The following is a 20,421-nucleotide window of genomic DNA, read 5'->3' as shown; positions in this document are numbered from 1 at the left end:
CTATTGGAGGGAATATGGTTTTACGCGTACATCTCGAAGAAATTATATATGAAAATGAAGAAAATGGCTACCTCGTAGGTCTCTTCGAATCAGAGGATGACATGTTTGTTGCGACGGGCTATTTACATAAAATTTCAGAGACGGACACCTTGGAAATTGAAGGTGAATTTGTCGATACGAAGTACGGCGAGCAGTTTCGAATCGATTCCCACCGTTTCATTATGCCAGATGAGTTAGAGACACTAGAGCGCTTTCTTGCTTCGGGTACGATTACTGGAATCGGTCCAGGGCTCGCTTCGAGAATCATTGAGTGCTTTGGAACAGATGCTCTTATGATCTTAGAAGAAGAACCCACACGCTACCTCGGTGTTCCAGGAATCGGCAAAAAGAAGCTTGAACGGATCGTTCGAAGCTATCAAGAAATTCGAGAGAGAAGAGAGTCCTTGCTCTTTTTACAGAGCTTAAAGCTCTCCGCTAGTAAGGTCGCAAAGGTTCTAACAAATTATGGACAGGATGCGAAAAAAGCCATCGAACAAGATCCTTACAGGCTCTATCTAGAAATTCCTAGTATCGGATTCACTGAGGTCGATCGCATCGCAGAGCGTTTAGGCTTTGAGAGTGATCACCCCAGTCGCATTCACGCCTTTCTCATAAGTGAGATGCTCCGTGAACTTCAAAAAGGACACGTCTATCTTGAAAGAAGTGATCTCGTAAGTCGCTTAGCGTTCTTTTTAAACGTGGAACGCGAGAGTGCCGAACGGATGGTAGACGACGCCCTACTAGGGTCTTACTTAGCCGAGGAAAAGGAGAGGATCTACCTCTTTCGAAGCTTAGAGACGGAGATCCTACTCGCACTCGATGTCGATCGAATTAGAGAACAAGAGGTAATGCCCTTTTTCGATCAGAGTGACATCGAAGACTTTGAAAAGAGAAAGAAGCTCACCCTTCACGCGTTACAACGTGAAGCCTTGGAGCTCGTCGATAAGAATGCCTTCTCGATCATCACAGGCGGACCGGGAACGGGTAAGACGACGCTCATTCGAGCACTTGTAGATATGGCAGAGAGAAAGTCTAAAAAGATCCTCTTAACGGCTCCTACGGGAAGGGCGGCAAAGCGCATGGAAGAAGCCACAGGCTTTGAAGCCAAGACGATTCACCGCTTGCTCGAGTATCGCTTTAGTGAGAATGAGGAGCTTTTAAGCTTTGAAAGAAATCGGGAGAATCCTTTAGAGACAGACCTCTTAGTCGTCGATGAAGTGTCGATGATCGACATGTTTTTAATGAGTTCTTTACTGAGTGCCGTAGAAGAGGGGACGAGAGTCGTCCTTTTAGGTGACAGTGATCAGCTAGCAAGTGTCGGAGCAGGAAAGGTTCTTCACGACCTTCTAAGCTCAGAAAAGCTTCCTTCGAAGCGTTTAACGCACATTTTCCGTCAGAGTGAGACGAGCTTTATCTCGTTAAACGCTCACCATGTCATACAAGGAGAAAAGACCTTTGAGCTCGACCCTAAGGGTGACTTTTTCTTTATGAAGCGCTACCGAGATGACGACATCTCTTCCTTGGTGGTGGAACTCGTGACCAAGCGCCTTCCTGAATACTACGATCTCGACCCTTGGGACATTCAAGTTTTAACGCCTGTAAAAAAAGGACCCTTAGGGACCATGGAATTAAACCGAAAGCTTCAGACCGCTTTACTCGGTTCAGGAGAAGAGTATCGAGGCTTTCTCGTAGGCGATAAGGTCATGCAGACGAGAAACGACTACGAGCTCTCCTGGAAGGACAGGGTGACGGGAGAGAGTCAAAAGGGTGTCTTTAATGGCGACATGGGAGAAGTCATAGACTTCGACAAGCGCACCGGAAGGCTTACGGTCGTCTTCGAAAAGACGAGAGAAGCCGTCTATGAAAGAGAACAGATTGGTGATTTGGAGCACGCCTATGCTCTTACGATTCATAAGAGTCAAGGAAGTGAATTTCCAGCCGTCGTCATCGTTTTAGGTGAAGTGCCATCGATCCTCTGTAACCGAAACGTCCTCTATACGGCCTTTACGAGAGCCAAGCGCTTACTCGTGGTCGTAGGTTACGAGCATGCACTCTACCGCATGGTCGACGCGGTCGATACCTTCCAGAGAAATACATCGTTAAAAGAGAGGATTCAATGAGATATCAACATATAGCAATCGAAGAGATGAAAAAGCTTCCGGACGTAGAGGTCGTCTATGAGAGTGAGAGCGTCACGGTCCTCTATGATCGCTTGACGGAAGCACATGTGATAAAAGCGACCAATGAGGACCTAAAAGAACTTGACAACGTTCCTTTTGAGGCCGAGCTCGTTCTACTCACGGACGCTGAGATCACAGATTATATAAAGAAGCGTTTTAACCTTCATACGGAGCTTCGCTGTGTTCAATTCGTCTGGACCAAAAAGGAAGCTCCATCCTTTACAACAGACCTTACCTTCCGTCATCCTTCGCTCGATGAACTAGACCTCGTAAGTGAACTCTATACGACCTTTTCGAAGGAGTACTTAAAAGAGAACTTTATCCTAACCCCTCGTCTCATCGCAGGTTATAAGGACGGGGAGATGGTTGGTTTTACGGGTGTTCATACGGATGGCTCCATGGGCTTACTCGTCATTCGAGAGGAGTATAGAAGAAGAGGCTATGCCGAAGCGCTCGTTAAAAACCTCATCACAGAGCAACTAAAGAAAGGCATTGTGCCTTATGGTCACGTAGAGGTTTCAAACGAAAAGAGTATTCTTCTACAAAAGAAGATCGGCTTTGACTCGTCACCAAAGGAGATCAACTGGATTTGGTAAAGAGATGCCTATCGTGCAAGGAAGAGCTCTTTTGTGAGCACTACTTTTGCACTCGCTGTGAAGAAAAACTAAGAGATCGGGTCAGTTTAGAGCGCATCCAAAAGGGAAGCTACTTTGTCTACCCGCTCTTTTTTTACGAAGATCCCATTAAGGGTCTCATTCGCTCCATGAAGTTTCACGACAACCGCTTTTTATCGCGTGTCTTCAGTGAATACATCGTAACCTTTTTAACGGAAAACGAAATTCCTGTAGATTGTGTGAGTTTTCTTCCCATGCACCCTTTAAAGCGCCTCGCTCGTGGCTTCGATCAGTCTCGAGACATCGCTCGAAACGTCGCAGAGACACTCCATGTTCCTATGGTTCAGCTCTGTCGCCGTGTTCGCTTTACGAAGAGTCTCTTTGGACTCGGAAGAAAGGATCGTCACGAGGAGACGAAGGGAGCCTTTAAGAGGCTTCAAGAACCTACGGGTTTAACGGTCGTCATAGACGACATCTATACGACGGGTTCTAGCATTCAAAGCTTCTATCGGGCACTCGGCTCTTTTTCCGGGGAGGTTCTTTTTATCACACTCGCTAAGGCGTAATTGTTACGTTTTTGGGTATCATATGTTAAAACATAGTAAAGGAGTGATGATATGAAGACGAACGTTCAGGGAAGAAATTATCAGGTAGCTGAGAAGACGAAAGCATACATTGCAAGCCGTCTAGAGAAGTTCGATAAGTTCTTTCACTTCGAACAGACCGCTCAAGTGAAGCTCTATGAAGAGAAGGGAGAAATCATTGTAGAAATTACAATCCCCTTAAAGGGAGCGATTCTACGCTCCGAGAGCAGAAGTCATCACATTGACGGATCGATTGACGAAGCCATCGACAAGATGGAGCGTCAAATTAGAAAGCACAAGACAGCCCTTAGAAATCGCTACATGGCTCAAGAATCCATAAGAGACCACGAGCTCTTAGATGATTCGGTAGAGGAGGATACGGTTCATTCGATCGTAAAGACCAAGACCTTCCCGGTAAAGCCCATGGATGCAGAGGAGGCAGTGCTTCAAATGAAACTCCTTGGCCACAACTTCTATGTCTTTATCAATAGTGAATCCGACGAAATCAACGTCGTCTATGCTAGAAAAAACGGTGGCTTCGGGCTCATTGTTCCACAGCATTAAAAGGTCCTTCGGGACCTTTTTTTCTTGGAGTTATGAGTGGTTAAAAGCTAAAAAGTAGTGTACAATGAGAAATGATTTGATTAAAAGGTGGTGATACGGTGAAAATAGGTTTTGATCATGAAAAATATCTTGAAGAGCAGTCGAAGTTTATCCTAGAAAGAGTCCATCAATTTGATAAGCTCTACTTGGAATTCGGAGGAAAGCTCTTTAATGACGCACATGCCAAGCGCGTCCTTCCAGGCTTTGATCCCAATGCAAAAGTCAAGCTCTTGCATCGCTTAAAAGATCAGGTGGAGGTCATTATCTGCATCTACGCAGGAGACATCGAGCGAAATAAGATCAATGACAATCTCGGTATTAGTTACGAAATGGAAGTGCTAAAGCTCATCGATGACCTTCGTGATAACGACATCCTAGTAAACGGTGTCGTCATTACGCGCTATGCCGAGCAACCAGCAGCCGATATTTTCATTAACCGCCTCGAACGACGTGACGTAAAGGTCACGATTCACCGCCCAACCGCGGGTTATCCCACCGATGTCGACGTGATCGTTAGTGAAGAAGGGTACGGAAAGAACCCCTTTGTAGAGACGACAAAGCCCATTGTCGTAGTGACGGCTCCGGGGCCGAGTAATGGTAAGCTTGCAACGTGTTTAAATCAGCTCTATCACGAGTCCAAACGAGGAGTCAAAGCAGGGTATTCGAAGTTTGAGACCTTCCCCGTGTGGAACCTACCACTAAAGCACCCTGTAAATATCGCCTATGAAGCAGCGACGGTTGACTTAAAAGACATCAACATGATCGACTTCTATCACGTCGATGCATATGATGAGCTAAGTGTCAACTACAACCGCGATCTCGAAACCTTCCCGGTATTAAAGCGAATCTTAGAAAAGATCACAGGCAAGGAATCACCCTATCAGTCTCCTACCGATATGGGTGTAAACCGCGTAGGCTTTGGAATTATCGACGATGAGATCGTAAAGGAAGCAGCTAAGCAAGAGATCATTAGACGCTACTTTAAAACGGCAGTCGATTATAAGCTCGGACGAGTCGATTCCGAAAGCTATGAGCGCATCCGCTTAATCTTAGAGCGCATGGAACTCACGGAAAATGACCGAAAAGTCGTACCTGTTGCAAGAGAAAAAGCACAGTCCTTAAAAGACCCCAACAGCCAAGATGTCGTAAGTACGGTAGCGCTAGAACTTGACGATGGAACGATCGTCACAGGAAAGATGACAGATCTCATGCAAGCGAGTGCTTCTGCACTACTAAACGCCTTAAAGATCTTTGCTAATATTTCAGATAGCATCCACCTCTTACCGCCTGTCGTATTAGAACCGATTCAGCGCTTAAAGAAGAACTTAAAGCAGCACGAAACGAGACTCGACTTAGAAGAGGTCCTCATTGCTCTAACGATCTCAGCAGCTACGAATCCTTTAGCAGAAGCGGCCTTTAAAAAGCTCAGTATGCTAAGTGGTTCTCAGCTTCATTCGACCACGATATTAAATAAGAGAGACTCCAATACACTAAGACACCTCGGTATTGAGGCAACGTCAGATCCTGTCTTTGCTTCAGAGAGTCTATACTATAATAATTAAAAAAAACGGCTAAGCCGTTTTTTTTTCTTTTAGGTTTGTTTTTTCTTTTCTCTAATTCGAAATCGCTTCCTCGAAGTCCTTTCCAATCGATTCATAATTGTGCTTCTCTTTTACAAAGGCTCGAGCTTTTCTTCGAATCTCATCGCGTTCTTCTGGCGTGAGTTCCATTGAAGTGAGGATACCCTTTGCGATTGAGCGAGGATCTCCTTGGTTCACATTGATCGAAGTCTTCGCGTAGGTGAGACAGCAGTGATCAATGCCTAAAGCATTTACAACTACCACACCACTCATCATGTAGTCGTAGATCTTATTCATACTGATTCCATATTGGTAGATCTCATTGGATGTTCCTCCAATGTAGAGGGCATCCATCAGTGCGAGACTTGGAATGACCGTATTTTTTTCGATAGGGCGGTGGAAGGTGACGTTTAGGTTGTTGTCGACAGCAGCACGCTTCAGTGCATCTTTTTCGATGCCGTCACCGATGATGATCGCATGAATGGGACGTTTCTTTAGAATTTTCATGGCATCGATGAGATCCATGAGGGCATTCGAGATACTGAGTCCACCGGCGTAACCGACGACGTAATGGCCCTTTTCGTGGAGTTCATCGACAAGGGATTTAATGCTTTCATTCGGAGCATACGTCTCTTCGAAGTAGGAGGTCGGTAGACCATTAGGGATCACCGTTAGGTCTGTCTTTATTCCCAGTCTTCTGACGTAGACCTCGGTATTTGGAAGAATCGAAATGATTCGTCTCGAATTCTTATAAGCAGAGATTTCTGCACGCTGCATGAGCATGATAAAGGGATGGTGATCGCTCATGTGGCCAAGGACTTTAGGTGTAAGTGGCCAGAGGTCGTGGATCTCGTGGTATAGTCTCGCTCCAGAAAGCTTTGCAAGCTTTTGACCAGCGTACGTATCTAATGGATATGTTGAAGAGCAGATGATCGCATCGGGCTTCATGATCTCTAAGACCTTTTTAGGATGCAAGTAGAGCTTCGATACGAACTGAAGCATGGTCTTAAAGCGCTGAAAGCCATTCCCTTGATAGCGTGACGTGTGTAAAAAGAGAAAGTCGATGTCATCAATCGTCTGAAGCTCAAAATCTTCTTTAATTTGTGGATTCCAGTTTCTTAGGTGCGAAAAATCAGCCGCGACAATAAGTACGCGGTGACCTAGCTTTATGAGTTCCTTGGCAACGTAGTAGGGGCGGAATTCCATTCCCATCGACTCGCTACCAGCATAGTGATCAATGTATAAAATGTTCATATCTTCTCCCAGCCTATTATAGCATAACTTCAAGACATGACGAATGAGCCTTACGGCTCATTCAATCCCCTTTTGTTCTTTTTGTATGACAGGAAGTGTGATGTGAATTTTAAAGAGATCGCCCTCGAGCTTCACCTGGAAGTCACCTCCCATGAGGGAAGTGAAGGTCTCTGCGATCGATAGGCCTAATCCACTACCTTCTGTGGTCCTTGAGATATCGGCACGATAGAAGCGGCGTAGCACCTCTTCCTCTGTAAAGTCTAATGGGTAGTTGGCTGTATTCATGAGAGTAATCTCACAGCGTTCCCCTAGATTTTTTAGCGTCAAGAAGACGCGTGTATTTTTCATAGCATACTTTGTAGCATTATCAAAGAGATTCTGAAAAACTCTGTAGAGCTTTGTTCCATCTGCAACGACGTATACCGACTCTTCCGGTAGATCGATCTTCCAGTCGAGACCCGATTCTTCGATCTTTTCTTCATAGTCTAGAAGCATCTGCTGAAGGAGAGTCTTTAGATCGAGCTCTTGTAGTTCGAGCTTTAATTCACCGCTTGAAGCCTTTGAAACTTCAAAGACATCGCTAAGTATCCTCTTTAAGCGTTCGCTCTTTTCAGAGAGAATTGTGACGTATTCTGTGGCCGTCTCTGAAAGCTCTTCTTTTTTTAATAGATCGATGTAACTAATGATCGATGTGAGCGGTGTCTTTAAGTCGTGACTTACGTTTGTAATGAGTTCGACCTTCGTTCGTTCGCTTTCGATCTTTTCAGAGAGCGAAAGATCGAGATCGTCTTTGAGTTCTTTTAAGTCCTTCTGATTGGAGTAGACGAACCAGCCCGAAAGGCTAAGAAGTACTACTCCTAGCGACGTAAGGACTTCAATGGGGTCTCTTGAGAAGCCGATGACGAAGAAGATAACGATAAAGGCACAGAGTGCTAAAAAGATATACTGTCTCTTATCTATTCGATCGGGGGCTGTTTTCTTTTTACCGATGAGTGCATTAAGCATCAGCGATAGGAATTGGAAGAAGTAACCGATGACTGTCGTTTTAAAGAAGACTCTTCTCTTAATTCGGCTCGTAAAGAGGAGAATCATAAGGAGAAAGAGGGCAAAGAGAATGCCAGAGATGGTGATAAAGGGAATGAAAGCCGATAGCGAGTATTTCGATTCCCACATTAAGCTTAAGAGAGGAACGCCTAGCCTTAACGCGAGGAACATCAGAAGGAATATGAACGCCAAAGGTATGACGTCAAAGCTCGCTAAAAAGCTATCATTTGCATTGTAGACGGTCGTGATGAGCCAGACAAGTAGAATGAGGGCTGCGATGAGAGAGATGAGCTGGATCGTTAAGAGCCTGATTCGAAACGCCTTATGCCCTAAAAAGGTCGCTTGTAGACGATCGATCTTCGCTTTCTCATACCCTACGACGAGATGGTCCACATCTGGCCAGAAACTACTGTAAGTGTAGTTTGTTCCCTTAGGATAGACAAAGGAATCATTGACCTTTCCAAAGTAAAATGGAAGGTCGGTCATCTTTCCTGAGGGAGGGAGCTTTTTCTCGTAGCGTCCTGTTCTTTCATCGATTAATTCGAAGTAGGTATCACTCTCTAAGGGCTGAGACATGTTTATCACACTTCGCATCTCATCCTGTAACAGGAAAACGATCCATTCCGTTTCATTCACGGAGTCTTTAAAGAGATCGGTAAAGGAAAACTTTGTATCGCTTGTCGAAAGAAAGGCGACAAAGTTTCCCGTGAGAATGATCACGATCAGGATAAAGCCCATGACTTGTATAAAGCTTTGATTACGCTTCGATTTTATATCCAATTCCCCACACCACCTTTAAATAGCTTGGATCCTTGGGATTGATTTCTATCTTTTCTCGAATCCTTCGGACGTGAACCATGATTGTATTTTCTGCATTATAAGGGTCTTCGTTCCAGACGTTTTCATAAATCTGATCGGCACTAAACACTTGCGAGGGATGACTCATGAGTAGTTCTAGGATGCTAAATTCCTTGTTCGTAAGATGCACGAGTTCATTATCGACGTAGAATTCACGCTTTAAGCGGTCGAGCTTTAAGCCTCTTACGATGAGCATGTCATTGGAAGGAACCTCTTGACCACCGAGCTTTTGATAGCGTCTCAAGTGACTCTTTACGCGAGCGATGAGTTCTAAGGAACTAAAGGGCTTCGTAATGTAATCGTCACTACCTAAGCCGAGGCCTACGATCTTATCGCTCTCTTCACTCTTTGCACTGAGCATCAGTACAGGAATATTCTTAGTGGAACGAATCTTTACGAGCGTCGATAAACCGTCCATTCGTGGCATCATAATATCGAGTAGAACGAGATCGACATCTTCTACCTCGAGGACATTTAAAGCTTCGATTCCATCGTAAGCTTGAAGGGCACGAATACCCTCTGCTTCTAAGAGTGTTTTTATAGCGCGGTTGATCTCGCGATCGTCATCAGTGATTAATACAGTAGTCATCTTTCCTCCTACTCTTACTATAGGTCCTAATTCTTACAAGAATCTTTCGAAATTCTTAAATCAATCTTACGCCTGAAAAATGGTATACTCATTCTAGAAAGATGAGGTGACAATGAGCTATCTAGCCCTTTATAGAAAATATCGACCTCACGACTTTGAGGATTTTGCCGGTCAAAGAGAAATTGCAGAGAGTCTTCGCTATCAAGTGGAGAGCGGTACCTTCGGGCATTCCTATCTCTTCAGTGGAATTCGAGGTACAGGTAAGACGAGTATGGCCAAGGTCTTTAGTAAGGCCATAAACTGTCTCTCGCCAGAGAAGGGAAACCCTTGTGGAAAGTGCGAGTCCTGTATCGCCTTTCAAGAAAATCGACTGCTCGATATCATTGAAATTGACGCCGCTAGTAATAATGGCGTAGATGATGTGAGAGAGCTCAGAGAAAATTCCTACTTTGTTCCTTCTCACTCTCATTATAAAGTATATATCATAGACGAGGTACAAATGCTTTCGAAGGAAGCCTTTAATGCGCTTCTTAAGACGTTAGAGGAGCCTTCCAAGCAAGTTGTCTTTATTCTCGCAACGACGGAGCTTCAAAAGATTCCAGAGACGATCCTTTCGAGATGTCAGCGCTACCACTTTGAACGAATCGATGAAAAGGATGTCGTTTCAAGGCTTGAGCACGTTTGTAAAAAAGAAGGCGTGGAGTACGACCGCGAAGCCCTCGAAGTGATCGCAAGTCACTCGGAAGGTGCGATGCGAGATGCCCTTAGCTTCATGGATAAGGCACTCTCGATCTCGAAAGGAAAACTCACTTACGATTCCGTTCGAACGAGCTTAGGCATTTTAGGTAGAGAAAGCGTCCACGACCTCTTAAAGAGCTGCTTTAACGGCGAGATGGAATCGCTCCTTCAAAAGACCGATCACCTCATTCGTGAGGGAAGAGAGGTCGGCTCTGTCATCGAAGAACTTCAAGCCTTTTTAAGGACGATTCTCTTAGAAAAGCTCGTCGGAAAGAGCGCCAAGGAGCTTTTAAGTTACTCGGGACCTTCTTATGTCGATGAATATAAAGAGGTGAGTGAGAAAGACTTAAGAGAAGCGATGCGAATACTCGATGAAGCCTATAGAAAGCTTCGCTACACGTCGATTCCAAGGCTTCCGTTGGAACTTGCTCTGATAGAAATTGCTGAACTCAATTCCGTCCTTCGAACGGTAGAAGTCAAGCGCGTCGTAGAAAAACGTGGCATCGAAAAGGTCGTAGAGGACATTCCCGTTGAAGAGATTCAAGCAGGGGATGAGAGAGCTTACTTCCAAAAGATCCTTAAGGCTCTTAAGGATCAAGGAGAGCATTCACTCTATTACATCTTAGTTGAAGCGAAACTTGAAACGCTCGATGAAGAAAAGCTCGTCCTAAGCTTTAAGGATGACTTCAGTAGAGAAGCCGTAAAGACTTCAGAAAACATGGCTCTCTTAGACCGTGCGATTCAAGTCGCTTTAGGGGGTAAAAGACAGATTGAAATCTTTGAACCCGTGACCAAAGAGACGTCAGAACTCGATCAACTCAAGGCCTTTTTAGGTCAAGATCTCGATAAATTAATCATTAAATAGGAGGAAGCATGGCAAAACGCGGTGGTTTTCCAGGCATGGGAAACATGGGAAATATGCAGAGCCTCATGAAACAGGCTCAAAAGATGCAAGAGGAGATGCAAAGAGCACAGCAAGAAGCTGAAGCGAAGGAATTTGAAGTTTCAGTCGGAGGCGGTGCCGTCACAGTAAAGATGAGCGGTAAGAAGGAACTTCTTTCCATTACCTTAGAAGAATCCGTCGTCGATCCTGAAGACATCGAAATGCTTCAAGATCTCATTATTAGTGCCATTAATGAAGCTTACAGACAAGCAGAGGAATCCATGAGCTCTGCCATGGGTAAGCTCACTGGCGGACTTAACATTCCGGGGTTCTAATGGATTACTATCCAGAGAGTGTAAACCGTCTCATTGAAGAGCTTTCAAAGCTTCCAGGAATCGGTCAAAAGAGTGCAGTAAAGCTCACGGGTAACATTATCGACCTTCCTACCAAGGATGCGGTAGAGCTCGCACAGGCCATCGTCACCATGAAGAGGAAGGTGCACTTTTGTAAGCGCTGCTTTCATCTTACAGAAGATGATTTCTGTTCCATCTGTCTAAACGAAAAACGAGATCCCAAGACGGTCCTTGTTGTGGACACGCCAAGAGATCTCGTTGCGATCGAAAAGACGAGAGAATACAAGGGGCTCTATCACGTTTTACACGGAAGGATTTCTCCTTTAGATAACGTGAGACCAGAAGATCTTACGATCGAAGCGCTATTACATCGGATCGAGTCGGAGGGAGTCGAAGAAGTGATTCTAGCGAATTCCCCCACGCTCGAAGGTGAGGCGACAGCCGTCTACCTTTCGAAAAGGCTCGAAGAATATCCTGTAAAAGTGACGCGCATTGCGCACGGCGTTCCGATCGGCGGTGACTTAGAGTTTGCCGATGAGATGACGCTTTTAAAGGCCCTTGAAGGCCGTCATAGTTATTAGAGACTGTAGTAGAGGACGCCTGAGCGCTCCTCTCTTTTTATTTCTCCCTTATGGTAGAGGTGTTCTAGGTGAGCGTGTGCTTCACCAGCTGCAAACCACTTCTGACTCTTTGGAAATTCATCCCAGTTTTTAGCTCTGATGTCCCAGCTTAAGTTCTTTGTAACCATTCTGACGGTCGATGGTCCGTGCTTTTCAAGTGAAGTGACGGCTTCAAAGAGACGCTTTTCGTGGTGAGAAAAGAGTGTTTCAATGCGTTTACGGTAGTCATCTAGAAGCTCTCTATGGGAGCTAAACAGGTGATTGATGTCCATGTCGTAAACTTTTTTTAGGTTTTCAAAGTACGTACCGAGGATGTCTTCGTACTCAAAGCCCCAGAAGGTGATATTTGGGGTGATCTTTCCTAAGATATGGTCTCCACAGAAAAAGAGCTTATGTTCCTTTTCGTAGAGTCCTACAATTCCTGGCGTATGACCTTTGATGTCAATGACTTCAAAGGTGTATGATCCGACCTTTACCGTACTTCCAGGATCCTTCACTGTAACCTGAATGGGTTTACGTGGTCTATAGCGAAAGCCTGGATGGTCTGAGATGTCTAACTGATCTTCTTCGAGCCCTTGAATCTTTGCAAAGTGCTCGATGTCCTTCCAGTGGGGGCTGTCTTCCTGTGTCATCGTATTTACATAGTGGGAGTCGACACTACCCATGTAGATTTCAGTACCAATCGATTCAAACCAAGAGGCAAGACCGGTGTGATCCGAGTGCAAGTGCGTTAAAAAGAGCTTCATCTTGCTCGGATCAATTCCTTTTTCCTCTAAGATTCCTTCCATTCTCGCTATGGTCTCCGGCGTATTAAAAGCCGTATCGACCATGAGTGTTTCACCCTCCGACTGGATCAAGTAGTTATTGATCGCTTTTAATGGGTTATTTGGCAGTTCAATTTCATTCAAGTAGATCTCTTTATAAATTTCTTTCATAAGCACCTCGTTCGATTCATACCCATCTTCGGGTTTACTATGTATTTACCTATGTTTTACTTTAAGGTTACTTCGCTTCGGTAAAATGAATGTACTAACCCATAGGAGGAAACATGAAAAGAAAACTTGCACTCGTACTCGTTTTAGTCATGATGTTTTCCGTTGTTCAAGGCTTTGCTTTAACGACAGAAAATATCGTTTACCCGACACTCACGACGCTCATCGTCGATAAAGCACACTCCTTCGATTCTGGAAGCGGTGAAGCTGGAACAGAAATTGTCGACGTGGCTCCTAAGGCAGGAATCATGGCAACCGTTAACGGTGCTGAGAAATCCCTAGACCTAACGAAAATGGATGAGACCAAGTTCGACTGGAAGGTCGCAACACGCATTAACGTTTCAAATCTTCTTACAGGAAACGCTGGTGACATCACATCTGTTGCCATCGCTCCAAACGAAAAGTATCTTGCCATCGCAGTACCTGCAAAAGTAAAGACCGACATCGGTCACGTTCTAACCTTTGACCTCAAGGGAAATATCATCAGTGCTGTAGAAGTCGGTGCACTTCCAGACATGCTAACGATCTCTTCAGACTCTAAAAAGATCCTCGTTGCTAACGAAGGCGAACCATCCGATGACTACAAGGTCGATCCCAATGGTTCTGTTTCTGTGATCACTGTAAGTGAATCAGGAAAGATGGAGAAGTCTGCAACCGTAGATTTCACAGGCGTAACGATTCCTGAAACCGTTCGTAAGAGCAATCCTGCTCAAACCTATCCACAAAATATCGAGCCTGAATACATCGTTCTTTCAAAGGACAACCAAAAGGCTTATGTCGCTTGTCAAGAATCGAACATCATTGCGATCTTTGACATCCCAACCCTTTCTTTCGAAAAGATCGTAGACCTTGGAACGAAGGACTTCAGCTTCGATGCCAAGATGGACCCATCGGATAAGGATAAAGTAGCTAAGCTTCGTAACGTTCCGATCTTAAGCTTCTACATGCCTGACGGAATGAGCATCATTAACATTGCTGGTAAGGACTACATCCTAACCGCTAACGAAGGTGATACAGCCGACTGGGAAGGCTACAGTGAAGAGGTACGTGTAGCGAAGCTCGCTGGAAAAGATAAGATTGCACTTAAAGCTACAAACTACAAGGGCTTTACACAAGCTCAACTCGACCAAATGGTAAAAGATGGTCTCTTTAACGAAGATCAACTCGGACGTCTCAAAGTTACAACCGCTCAAGGCGAAAAAGACGGAAAATACGAGACCCTTTACGGTTTCGGTGGAAGAAGCTTCTCTGTCCTAGATAGCAATGCAAACATGATCTACGACAGCGGTAACGACTTCGCATCCATCCCAATGGACGCTATGCCAAACTACTTCAACTGCGAAGGAACACCAGAGTCCTTTGACTCCAGAAGTGACGACAAGGGCGTTGAACCAGAAGGCGTAGCATCTGGTTACATCGACGGTGTACCTTATGCTTTCGTAGGAACAGAGCGTCTCGGTGCGATTTTCGTATACGATCTCTCTAACCCACAAAAGCCAGCCTTTGTACGCGTCATTGAACCAACATCCAAAGACATCTCTCCAGAAGGAATACGCTTTGTACCAGCAGAAGAGAGTAAGACAGGAAAAGCTACACTTTATGTCGCTCATGAGATCAGTGGAACAGTTGCTGTTTACACCTTCTCAAACCGCATCGCAGGCCAAAACCGTTATGAAACAGCTAGTAAGATTTCAAAAGAAACCTTTATGGCAAGCGATGTAGCACTTCTTGCAAGCGGAGAAAACTTCCCAGATGCTCTTTCTGCAGCACCTCTTGCAGCAAGCTACAATGCACCACTTCTTCTAACAAAGTCCAACGACCTACCAGTCGATACACAAGCTGAACTCAGCCGTCTCGGTGTAAAGAAGCTTACGATCATCGGTGGTGAAAAGGCTGTAAGTAAAGAAGTAGAACAAAAGGCTAAAGACATGGGTCTCGAAGTAACACGTATCTTCGGTGCTGACCGCTATGAAACTTCAAGAAAGATCTACGAAGCAGTGAAGGCTCACCATTCCTTCACAGACGTCTTTGTAGCAAGCGGACAAAACTTTGCAGATGCTCTAAGCATTGCTCCAATCGCAAGCCATGCATCCAATAAAGCAGTTCCGATTCTCTTAACGCCTCAAAATAAGGCAGAACTTAAGAACGTTGAACTCCTAGGTGGAATTAAAAACGTTACAGTTATCGGTGGAGAGATGGCAGTAAGTAAAGAAGCCGCTTCCATCTACGCTCCTTACAACATGAAGCGCATCGCTGGTAATACTCGCTTTGAGACGAGTGCTCTCATTGCAACGACTTACCACGATAAGAGCGAAGTTTCCGTCGTAGCAAACGGACAAAACTTCCCAGATGCTCTCGCTGGAAGCATCTATGCTGCTAAACTCGATGCACCGATGGTACTCGTAGACAGCAAGGAAGTTCCAACAGCTGCTGAAACGTTCCTCAAAAAGAACGTGAAGAATGCAATCGTTTTAGGTGGTGAGCTCTCTATCACAAGAACTGTAAACGACACGATTCTTGACCTCGTAAAATAGTCATAAAAACAATGAAGCCGACATCAAACGATGTCGGCTTTTCTATTTGTCCTTCTTTTCTTTTCCTTCTTTAGCGTATCGATGAGAAGCTTTAACCCCACGGTGTTTTCTGCCCCCTCAGGAAGTATGACGTGTGCATAGCGCTTCGATGGCTCCACAAACGTCTCGTGCATGGGCTTCACCTGGCTTTCGTACTGGTTCAGTACACTTTCCGTGCTTCTTCCGCGCTCGATGGCATCCCTTCTAATGCGTCTTATGAGGCGCACATCGCTATCGCAGTCTACAAAGACCTTGAGGTCTAAAAGCTCTCGGATCCTTTCGTCGTAGAGGGCAAAGAGACCTTCTACAATAATGACAGGTTTTCCTTCTAAAGTCTTCTTTTCTTCCTTTCTCACGTACTTAACAAAGTCGTAGACGGGAATGGAAGCCTTAAGACCCTCCTTAAGCTTTCTTAGATCCTCTAATAAGAGATCGAGCTCAAAGGCATCGGGATGATCGTAGTTCACCTTGAGTTTCTCTTCAAAAGTCATTTCATCAAAGCTCTTATAATAGCTATCGAGACTCAAGATGAGCACGTTTTCTTTTAAATTTTCTTTTATTTTTTCTACGACACTGCTTTTTCCAGAGGCGCTACCGCCTGCAATGCCAACAATAAATGGATTCATCGTTACCTCAAAATCATTCTATCATAGTGGGTATAAAAAAATAAATTCGTTTTTTTGAGAAAAAAAGGGTCCTTGAAACGTATTAGTAGTGTAGGAGGGAAAATGAGAGAACGAAATCGATTGGCGCGCGTAATCGACAAGTACTCTGACATGGTCTATAGAATAGCCTTTCAAGCGGTTGGGACGAAAGCCGATGCTGAGGACATCACACAGGATGTTTTCCTACGGCTTTTGGAGGATGACACTGAGCGGTCGGAGGAGCATTTAAAAGCTTGGCTCATTCGTGTCACCGTGAACCGTACCAAGGATTTCTTCCGATCACGTTGGAATCAACGTATGGAGCTAAGCGAAGAACAGATAAAAGTAGAACATCGCGAGGCTTTTTCAGAGTTAAATGAGCTCGAAGGGGAAGAGCGAACTCTCATTTACCTCTTCTATTATGAAGGGTATAAGCAGCGGGAAATTGCGGAGATTCTCGGGCTTAACCCGAGTACTGTCGGAACAAAAATACAAAGAGCAAAAGAAAAATTAAAGGGGATTCTTTTTGAAGCAAAGGAGGCGATAGAATGAAAGTCCCATATAAAGAATTAATGGACGACATTCGCTTAGATGACGGAGTAAAGCGTCGACTCGCCCAAAGTCTTCAAAGTCAGGAGGAGACTATGAAACCTGTCGGAAAAAAGATAGAAGAAAAGAAAAGACCGTTTGTAAAACTCTTCTTTGGACTTGCGTCGGTAGCTGTGATCGTCCTTGCAGTATATCTTGCAGAAAACTTCCAGAAACCAAGTGGATCTCCCGTAGCGAGTTCTGTTCCATCGACGGAATCGTTTAAGACGGAAGAAAACGTTCAGTCGGAATCTGAACCAGTGATTTCAAAGAAGTTTAATATCGGCTACGATGCATTTATCGGCGAACATGTCTTAACCAAGCCTTTTACAGAAGAGACACTCAAGAACTCTCCTTTTAAGGGGGAAGACGTACCATTTAAGGTGCTTCCTGCTTTTAAGAGAGATACCAACTGGACCTATGAGACGGCTATAAAGAGAACAGAAAAGATCGTTGAAAAGCTTGGTTGGACGAAAGAAAAGATGAGTGAAAAAGCCTTCTACGAAACCTCAAACTTCATCGAGGTCGTCTGTAAGGAAGGAACGATTTCATCGTTTCCACAAAATAGCGTGACACTCACATTTAATGAAAAGCCATCTGATGAATCCTGGAAAGCCATTCAAAAGAAGGCGGGCTTTAACCACATGAAGGAGCTTTATGTAACTAGCGAAGCACAAGAGTATCAAAGAGCTTTCTATGAAGATTCTTCTGATTCACTCACACGCCTCGTAAACTATACGCAAATGAACCTCATCGACATCGGTGAAGCCGGTGGCACCTGGTTTGCAGAGTATACGTATACGGATAACGATGAGAATCTAGGTGAATTTCCTATCCTTTCACCCAAGGAAGCGAAAGAAGAACTTCTAAAGGGAAAAGCCTTCTCAACAAATCTCACGCATCCAAAGGATCTAGAGATTCTTGGAATGGAACTGCTCTACGGAACGGATGGTGAGGGCTATGTACTTCCTTACTACCACTTCTTCTTAAAATCAGATGTTATCGATGGCACGCCTTATGCCTTTGATTACTACGTTCCTGCCTTTAAGCCCGATTACTACACGGGAGCAAGCGGTAAGAACGAATGGGTCATGAAGGAGAACTTACCAGACTTTGAGGGCGTAGAAAGCGTGTCGGTCTTAGATAACGAGACCAATAAGACGGTAGAACTTAAGGTTGAAGATATTGGTTACCTCAAATCCTTTATCATGGATACACAGATTACAGCTTATCCGTCGAGAAAGACGACAGCCGATGAACATGCACAGCGCTTCCAGATCACACTCAAGAAAAAGGGATCGGAAACGATCATGACCTTCCCTCAGTATTCCATTCAATACGATGGATATACGAGTGAAGCGTACGACATCGACAATGGCGATTTATATACACTTATCTTTATAGAACTACTTCAATCAAATCAATAGAAAAATGGAGGAGCAATGAAAAAGGGGATACTCTTTCTACTCATCATAGCGTTATTCCTTACAAGCTGCCAATCGACAGAAAAACCTGTAGCCACAGCAGAACCAAAGGTCGTGACGAATGAAGCGACAAAGGAACCGACAAAAGAACCAGAGGTCGTGACGAATGAAGCGACAAAAGAACCAGAGGTTGGCTTAGAAAAGCTTCCAATTGACATCGAGCTCGAGCTCTATCCGATTCATGCCGAGGTTCAAAATGTCAAGGAGTTCTTTGGAAATAGCCCCATGACGGGCTTCGATTTAGCCTTCGATACACTTCCTGCTTATAAAATGAACAATAGCGAAGAGTATGAAGAACTAAAAAAGAGAGCTCAAGAAGTTGCCCATGATCTCGACTGGAACATAAAGAGCGTGGCTGACGAAGCTCAATATAAAGAAGGGATGCAACTTAACGTAAAAGCAGAAGAAGGCGAGATCTTCTATTCCTCTTATGGATTTACGGTCGTTTGTATGGATGCCAAAACCGATCGAGTAGAGATTTTAAAGAAGCTTGGTTTTAAACATCCGAATACCGTCGAAGGACGCTTTGATCCGCATGATACGCAGAGTGAAGTAACCTTCTACGATCACTCGGACGATCCGGTGGAATGCGCACGTTTCTACTTTACGAAGGTAGCAGACTCCATGACCGACATGTGGGAAGGAAAGCCTGCGATCTTCATGAACTTCTTGGATCAAAAAAATGTAGAAAAGATCGGAGATTATAAGGCGATCAGCGCAAAGACAGCGAAGGAGATGCTCCTTTCTGGGAAGAACCTTTCAAACTCTGTCGTGAAACCAGAAGAGAAGACCGTCCTAGATGTGGAACTCATCTACATGGTAGGTACAAAAAGTCGCATGCTTCCGTACTACCGCTTTGCCGTCATGACCAACGACAACCCTCTCGTTCTCGATGAATACTTCGTCCCTGCACTCGATCCTTCCTCCTATAACGAAGAGCTTGCAGATAGACAAGAGATTTCAAAGGACCTTCTCATCAGTGCCTTTAAGCCTGTAAAAAAGCTTCAAATCATTGATGTTCAGACGAAGAAAGAACTTCCCTTAGAAGAATTTAAAGCCAACGAGTTCTGGGAAACGTTTCGATCGACAAGTCCTTTAGCTTACGAGAAGGTAAAAGGGGAGCCAACCATTCTCTATGAGGTTCATGTAACCTATGAAGACGGTGAAGAAGTAAGTTTGACATTCCCCGACTATTCCGTGACGAAAAATGGTGTAACGAGTGATTACTACCACCTCATGAACAAGGAAAACTTTGATTCCTATTTTTCATCGTTAAAGAAATAAATGATAACGTAAGACGGTTCGAATGAGCCGTCTTTTGTTTATTCTTTTGCTATACTAAGAGTAAGTAAGAAAAGGAGTTCAAGATGAGTAAAGCAGATGAATTATTTATTTCCATGTGTAGAGATATCATAGAAAACGGGTTTTCTTCTGAAGGGGAAGAGGTTCGTGCGCGTTGGAGTGACGGTACGCCTGCTCATACGATCAAGCGCTTTGGCATCGTCAATCGCTACGACTTAAGTGAGGAGTTTCCCGTTCTAACCCTTCGCCGTACGTACTACAGGACAGCTCTACAGGAGCTCCTTTGGATCTGGAAGCTAAAGAGCAACAACATTAAAGATCTTAAGGGTCACGTCTGGGATGAGTGGGCTGATCCCGATGGTTCTATCGGTAAGGCCTATGGCTATCAGCTCGGCGTGAAGCACCACTATAAAGAGGGTGACTTCGACCAGGTGGATCGCGTGCTCTACGATTTAAAGCACAACCCCTATAGTCGCCGCATCATGACAAACATCTACGTCCACGAGGATCTTCATGAGATGAACCTCTATCCTTGTGCCTACTCGGTGACGTTTAATGTCACAGGAAAGAAACTGAATGCCATTTTGCATCAGAGAAGTAACGATGTCTTAGCTGCTAACAACTGGAATGTCGTTCAGTATGCATTTCTTGTGCACATGATGGCTCAAGTGTCAGGCTTTGAAGTGGGAGAACTGGTCCACGTCATAGCAGACGCTCATATTTACGACCGACACGTTCCACTCGTAAAAAAGCTCATTGAAAGAGAGCCACGAAAAGCTCCCAAGCTTTGGATGAATCCTGATGTCAAGGATTTCTACGACTTTACTGCAGACGATTTCAAGCTAGAGGGGTATGAATACGGTGATGATCTCGGAGAGATCGAGATCGCCATATAGGAG

General features: G+C 44.6%; 18 protein-coding genes. 13 read left to right on the top strand and 5 right to left on the bottom strand.

Annotated features, from left to right (window positions below; all coding sequences use genetic code 11):
- Positions 1-14 precede the first annotated feature (14 nt).
- The 5 genes from recD2 to ACUB3H_RS03575 all read left to right on the top strand — a co-directional run bounded on the left by recD2 (position 15) and on the right by ACUB3H_RS03575 (position 5,582).
- On the top strand, positions 15-2,159 hold the full coding sequence (recD2, locus tag ACUB3H_RS03595) for an SF1B family DNA helicase RecD2 (RefSeq protein ID WP_459129288.1): 2,145 nt from the start codon (positions 15-17) through the stop codon (positions 2,157-2,159).
- Positions 2,156-2,815 carry a GNAT family N-acetyltransferase gene (locus ACUB3H_RS03590; RefSeq protein WP_459129287.1) on the top strand — a complete coding sequence of 220 codons (660 nt, stop codon included), beginning with the start codon at positions 2,156-2,158 and terminating at the stop codon, positions 2,813-2,815. The genes recD2 and ACUB3H_RS03590 overlap by 4 nt, the downstream gene beginning before the upstream one ends.
- Positions 2,809-3,399, top strand: coding sequence for a ComF family protein (locus ACUB3H_RS03585; protein WP_459129286.1), 591 nt, complete (start codon positions 2,809-2,811; stop codon positions 3,397-3,399). Before ACUB3H_RS03590 ends, ACUB3H_RS03585 begins: the two co-directional genes overlap by 7 nt.
- 51 nt (positions 3,400-3,450) lie before the next feature.
- Positions 3,451-3,981 (top strand): ribosome hibernation-promoting factor, HPF/YfiA family, encoded by a 531-nt coding sequence (gene hpf / locus ACUB3H_RS03580; protein ID WP_459129285.1) that lies wholly within the window; start codon positions 3,451-3,453, stop codon positions 3,979-3,981.
- A gap of 98 nt (positions 3,982-4,079) precedes the next feature.
- The gene (locus tag ACUB3H_RS03575; RefSeq protein ID WP_459129284.1) at positions 4,080-5,582 is read left to right on the top strand and encodes a DUF1846 domain-containing protein; all 1,503 of its coding nucleotides are present in this window, start codon (positions 4,080-4,082) and stop codon (positions 5,580-5,582) included.
- Positions 5,583-5,633: 51 nt separating this feature from the next.
- Here the strand turns inward: ACUB3H_RS03575 and ACUB3H_RS03570 are convergent, their stop codons facing one another.
- From ACUB3H_RS03570 to ACUB3H_RS03560, 3 genes are read right to left on the bottom strand one after another with little or no spacing between them, the layout of a single operon-like run.
- A complete protein-coding gene (locus tag ACUB3H_RS03570; RefSeq protein WP_459129283.1) occupies positions 5,634-6,854 on the bottom strand; it encodes a glycosyltransferase family 4 protein in 1,221 nt (406 codons plus the stop codon).
- A gap of 57 nt (positions 6,855-6,911) precedes the next feature.
- Entirely contained in the window at positions 6,912-8,678 is a 1,767-nt protein-coding gene (locus ACUB3H_RS03565) for a sensor histidine kinase (protein WP_459129282.1), read from the bottom strand.
- Positions 8,656-9,345, bottom strand: coding sequence for a response regulator transcription factor (locus tag ACUB3H_RS03560; protein WP_459129281.1), 690 nt, complete (start codon positions 9,343-9,345; stop codon positions 8,656-8,658). The genes ACUB3H_RS03565 and ACUB3H_RS03560 overlap by 23 nt, the downstream gene beginning before the upstream one ends.
- A gap of 112 nt (positions 9,346-9,457) precedes the next feature.
- On the opposite strand from ACUB3H_RS03560, the gene dnaX reads away from it, so the two are divergent.
- From dnaX to recR, 3 genes are read left to right on the top strand one after another with little or no spacing between them, the layout of a single operon-like run.
- Positions 9,458-10,948: a DNA polymerase III subunit gamma/tau gene (gene dnaX / locus ACUB3H_RS03555; RefSeq protein ID WP_459129280.1), complete on the top strand. Its 1,491-nt coding sequence runs from the start codon at positions 9,458-9,460 to the stop codon at positions 10,946-10,948.
- An 8-nt stretch (positions 10,949-10,956) separates the two neighbouring features.
- Complete coding sequence (locus ACUB3H_RS03550) at positions 10,957-11,301, top strand: YbaB/EbfC family nucleoid-associated protein (protein WP_459129279.1); 345 nt, start codon at positions 10,957-10,959, stop codon at positions 11,299-11,301.
- Complete coding sequence (gene recR / locus ACUB3H_RS03545) at positions 11,301-11,900, top strand: recombination mediator RecR (protein WP_459129278.1); 600 nt, start codon at positions 11,301-11,303, stop codon at positions 11,898-11,900. The genes ACUB3H_RS03550 and recR overlap by 1 nt, the downstream gene beginning before the upstream one ends.
- On the opposite strand, the gene ACUB3H_RS03540 is transcribed toward recR, so the two are convergent.
- Positions 11,897-12,874 (bottom strand): MBL fold metallo-hydrolase, encoded by a 978-nt coding sequence (locus ACUB3H_RS03540; protein ID WP_459129277.1) that lies wholly within the window; start codon positions 12,872-12,874, stop codon positions 11,897-11,899. The genes recR and ACUB3H_RS03540 overlap by 4 nt on opposite strands.
- A 113-nt stretch (positions 12,875-12,987) precedes the next feature.
- Between ACUB3H_RS03540 and ACUB3H_RS03535 the strand changes: the two genes are divergently transcribed.
- On the top strand, positions 12,988-15,465 hold the full coding sequence (locus tag ACUB3H_RS03535; protein ID WP_459129276.1) for a choice-of-anchor I family protein: 2,478 nt from the start codon (positions 12,988-12,990) through the stop codon (positions 15,463-15,465).
- A gap of 23 nt (positions 15,466-15,488) precedes the next feature.
- Here ACUB3H_RS03535 and udk read toward each other — a convergent pair whose 3' ends face one another.
- Positions 15,489-16,130, bottom strand: a complete 642-nt coding sequence (udk, locus tag ACUB3H_RS03530) for a uridine kinase (RefSeq protein WP_459129275.1) — start codon at positions 16,128-16,130, stop codon at positions 15,489-15,491.
- Between the two features lie 102 nt (positions 16,131-16,232).
- Between udk and ACUB3H_RS03525 the strand changes: the two genes are divergently transcribed.
- From ACUB3H_RS03525 to thyA, 4 genes are all read left to right on the top strand, one after another.
- Positions 16,233-16,700: an RNA polymerase sigma factor gene (locus ACUB3H_RS03525; RefSeq protein WP_459129274.1), complete on the top strand. Its 468-nt coding sequence runs from the start codon at positions 16,233-16,235 to the stop codon at positions 16,698-16,700.
- Complete coding sequence (locus ACUB3H_RS03520) at positions 16,697-18,163, top strand: hypothetical protein (protein ID WP_459129273.1); 1,467 nt, start codon at positions 16,697-16,699, stop codon at positions 18,161-18,163. Before ACUB3H_RS03525 ends, ACUB3H_RS03520 begins: the two co-directional genes overlap by 4 nt.
- Positions 18,164-18,178: 15 nt before the next feature.
- Entirely contained in the window at positions 18,179-19,504 is a 1,326-nt protein-coding gene (locus tag ACUB3H_RS03515; protein ID WP_459129272.1) for a hypothetical protein, read from the top strand.
- Between the two features lie 83 nt (positions 19,505-19,587).
- Entirely contained in the window at positions 19,588-20,418 is an 831-nt protein-coding gene (gene thyA / locus ACUB3H_RS03510) for a thymidylate synthase (protein WP_459129271.1), read from the top strand.
- Positions 20,419-20,421 lie beyond the last annotated feature (3 nt).

Source organism: Guggenheimella bovis (assembly GCF_054492335.1).
This window is presented reverse-complemented; position numbering and strand designations above follow the sequence as displayed.

Bases quoted from the DNA above. Each gene is read 5' to 3' on its own strand.
- ACUB3H_RS03570 (WP_459129283.1), bottom strand. From the start codon at position 6,854: ATGAACATTTTATACATTGATCACTATGCTGGTAGCGAGTCGATGGGA.
- dnaX (WP_459129280.1), top strand. From the start codon at position 9,458: ATGAGCTATCTAGCCCTTTATAGAAAATATCGACCTCACGACTTTGAG.
- hpf (WP_459129285.1), top strand. From the start codon at position 3,451: ATGAAGACGAACGTTCAGGGAAGAAATTATCAGGTAGCTGAGAAGACG.
- recD2 (WP_459129288.1), top strand. From the start codon at position 15: ATGGTTTTACGCGTACATCTCGAAGAAATTATATATGAAAATGAAGAA.
- ACUB3H_RS03515 (WP_459129272.1), top strand. From the start codon at position 18,179: ATGAAAAAGGGGATACTCTTTCTACTCATCATAGCGTTATTCCTTACA.
- thyA (WP_459129271.1), top strand. From the start codon at position 19,588: ATGAGTAAAGCAGATGAATTATTTATTTCCATGTGTAGAGATATCATA.
- udk (WP_459129275.1), bottom strand. From the start codon at position 16,130: ATGAATCCATTTATTGTTGGCATTGCAGGCGGTAGCGCCTCTGGAAAA.
- recR (WP_459129278.1), top strand. From the start codon at position 11,301: ATGGATTACTATCCAGAGAGTGTAAACCGTCTCATTGAAGAGCTTTCA.
- ACUB3H_RS03540 (WP_459129277.1), bottom strand. From the start codon at position 12,874: ATGAAAGAAATTTATAAAGAGATCTACTTGAATGAAATTGAACTGCCA.
- ACUB3H_RS03560 (WP_459129281.1), bottom strand. From the start codon at position 9,345: ATGACTACTGTATTAATCACTGATGACGATCGCGAGATCAACCGCGCT.
- ACUB3H_RS03535 (WP_459129276.1), top strand. From the start codon at position 12,988: ATGAAAAGAAAACTTGCACTCGTACTCGTTTTAGTCATGATGTTTTCC.
- ACUB3H_RS03520 (WP_459129273.1), top strand. From the start codon at position 16,697: ATGAAAGTCCCATATAAAGAATTAATGGACGACATTCGCTTAGATGAC.
- ACUB3H_RS03550 (WP_459129279.1), top strand. From the start codon at position 10,957: ATGGCAAAACGCGGTGGTTTTCCAGGCATGGGAAACATGGGAAATATG.
- ACUB3H_RS03525 (WP_459129274.1), top strand. From the start codon at position 16,233: ATGAGAGAACGAAATCGATTGGCGCGCGTAATCGACAAGTACTCTGAC.
- ACUB3H_RS03590 (WP_459129287.1), top strand. From the start codon at position 2,156: ATGAGATATCAACATATAGCAATCGAAGAGATGAAAAAGCTTCCGGAC.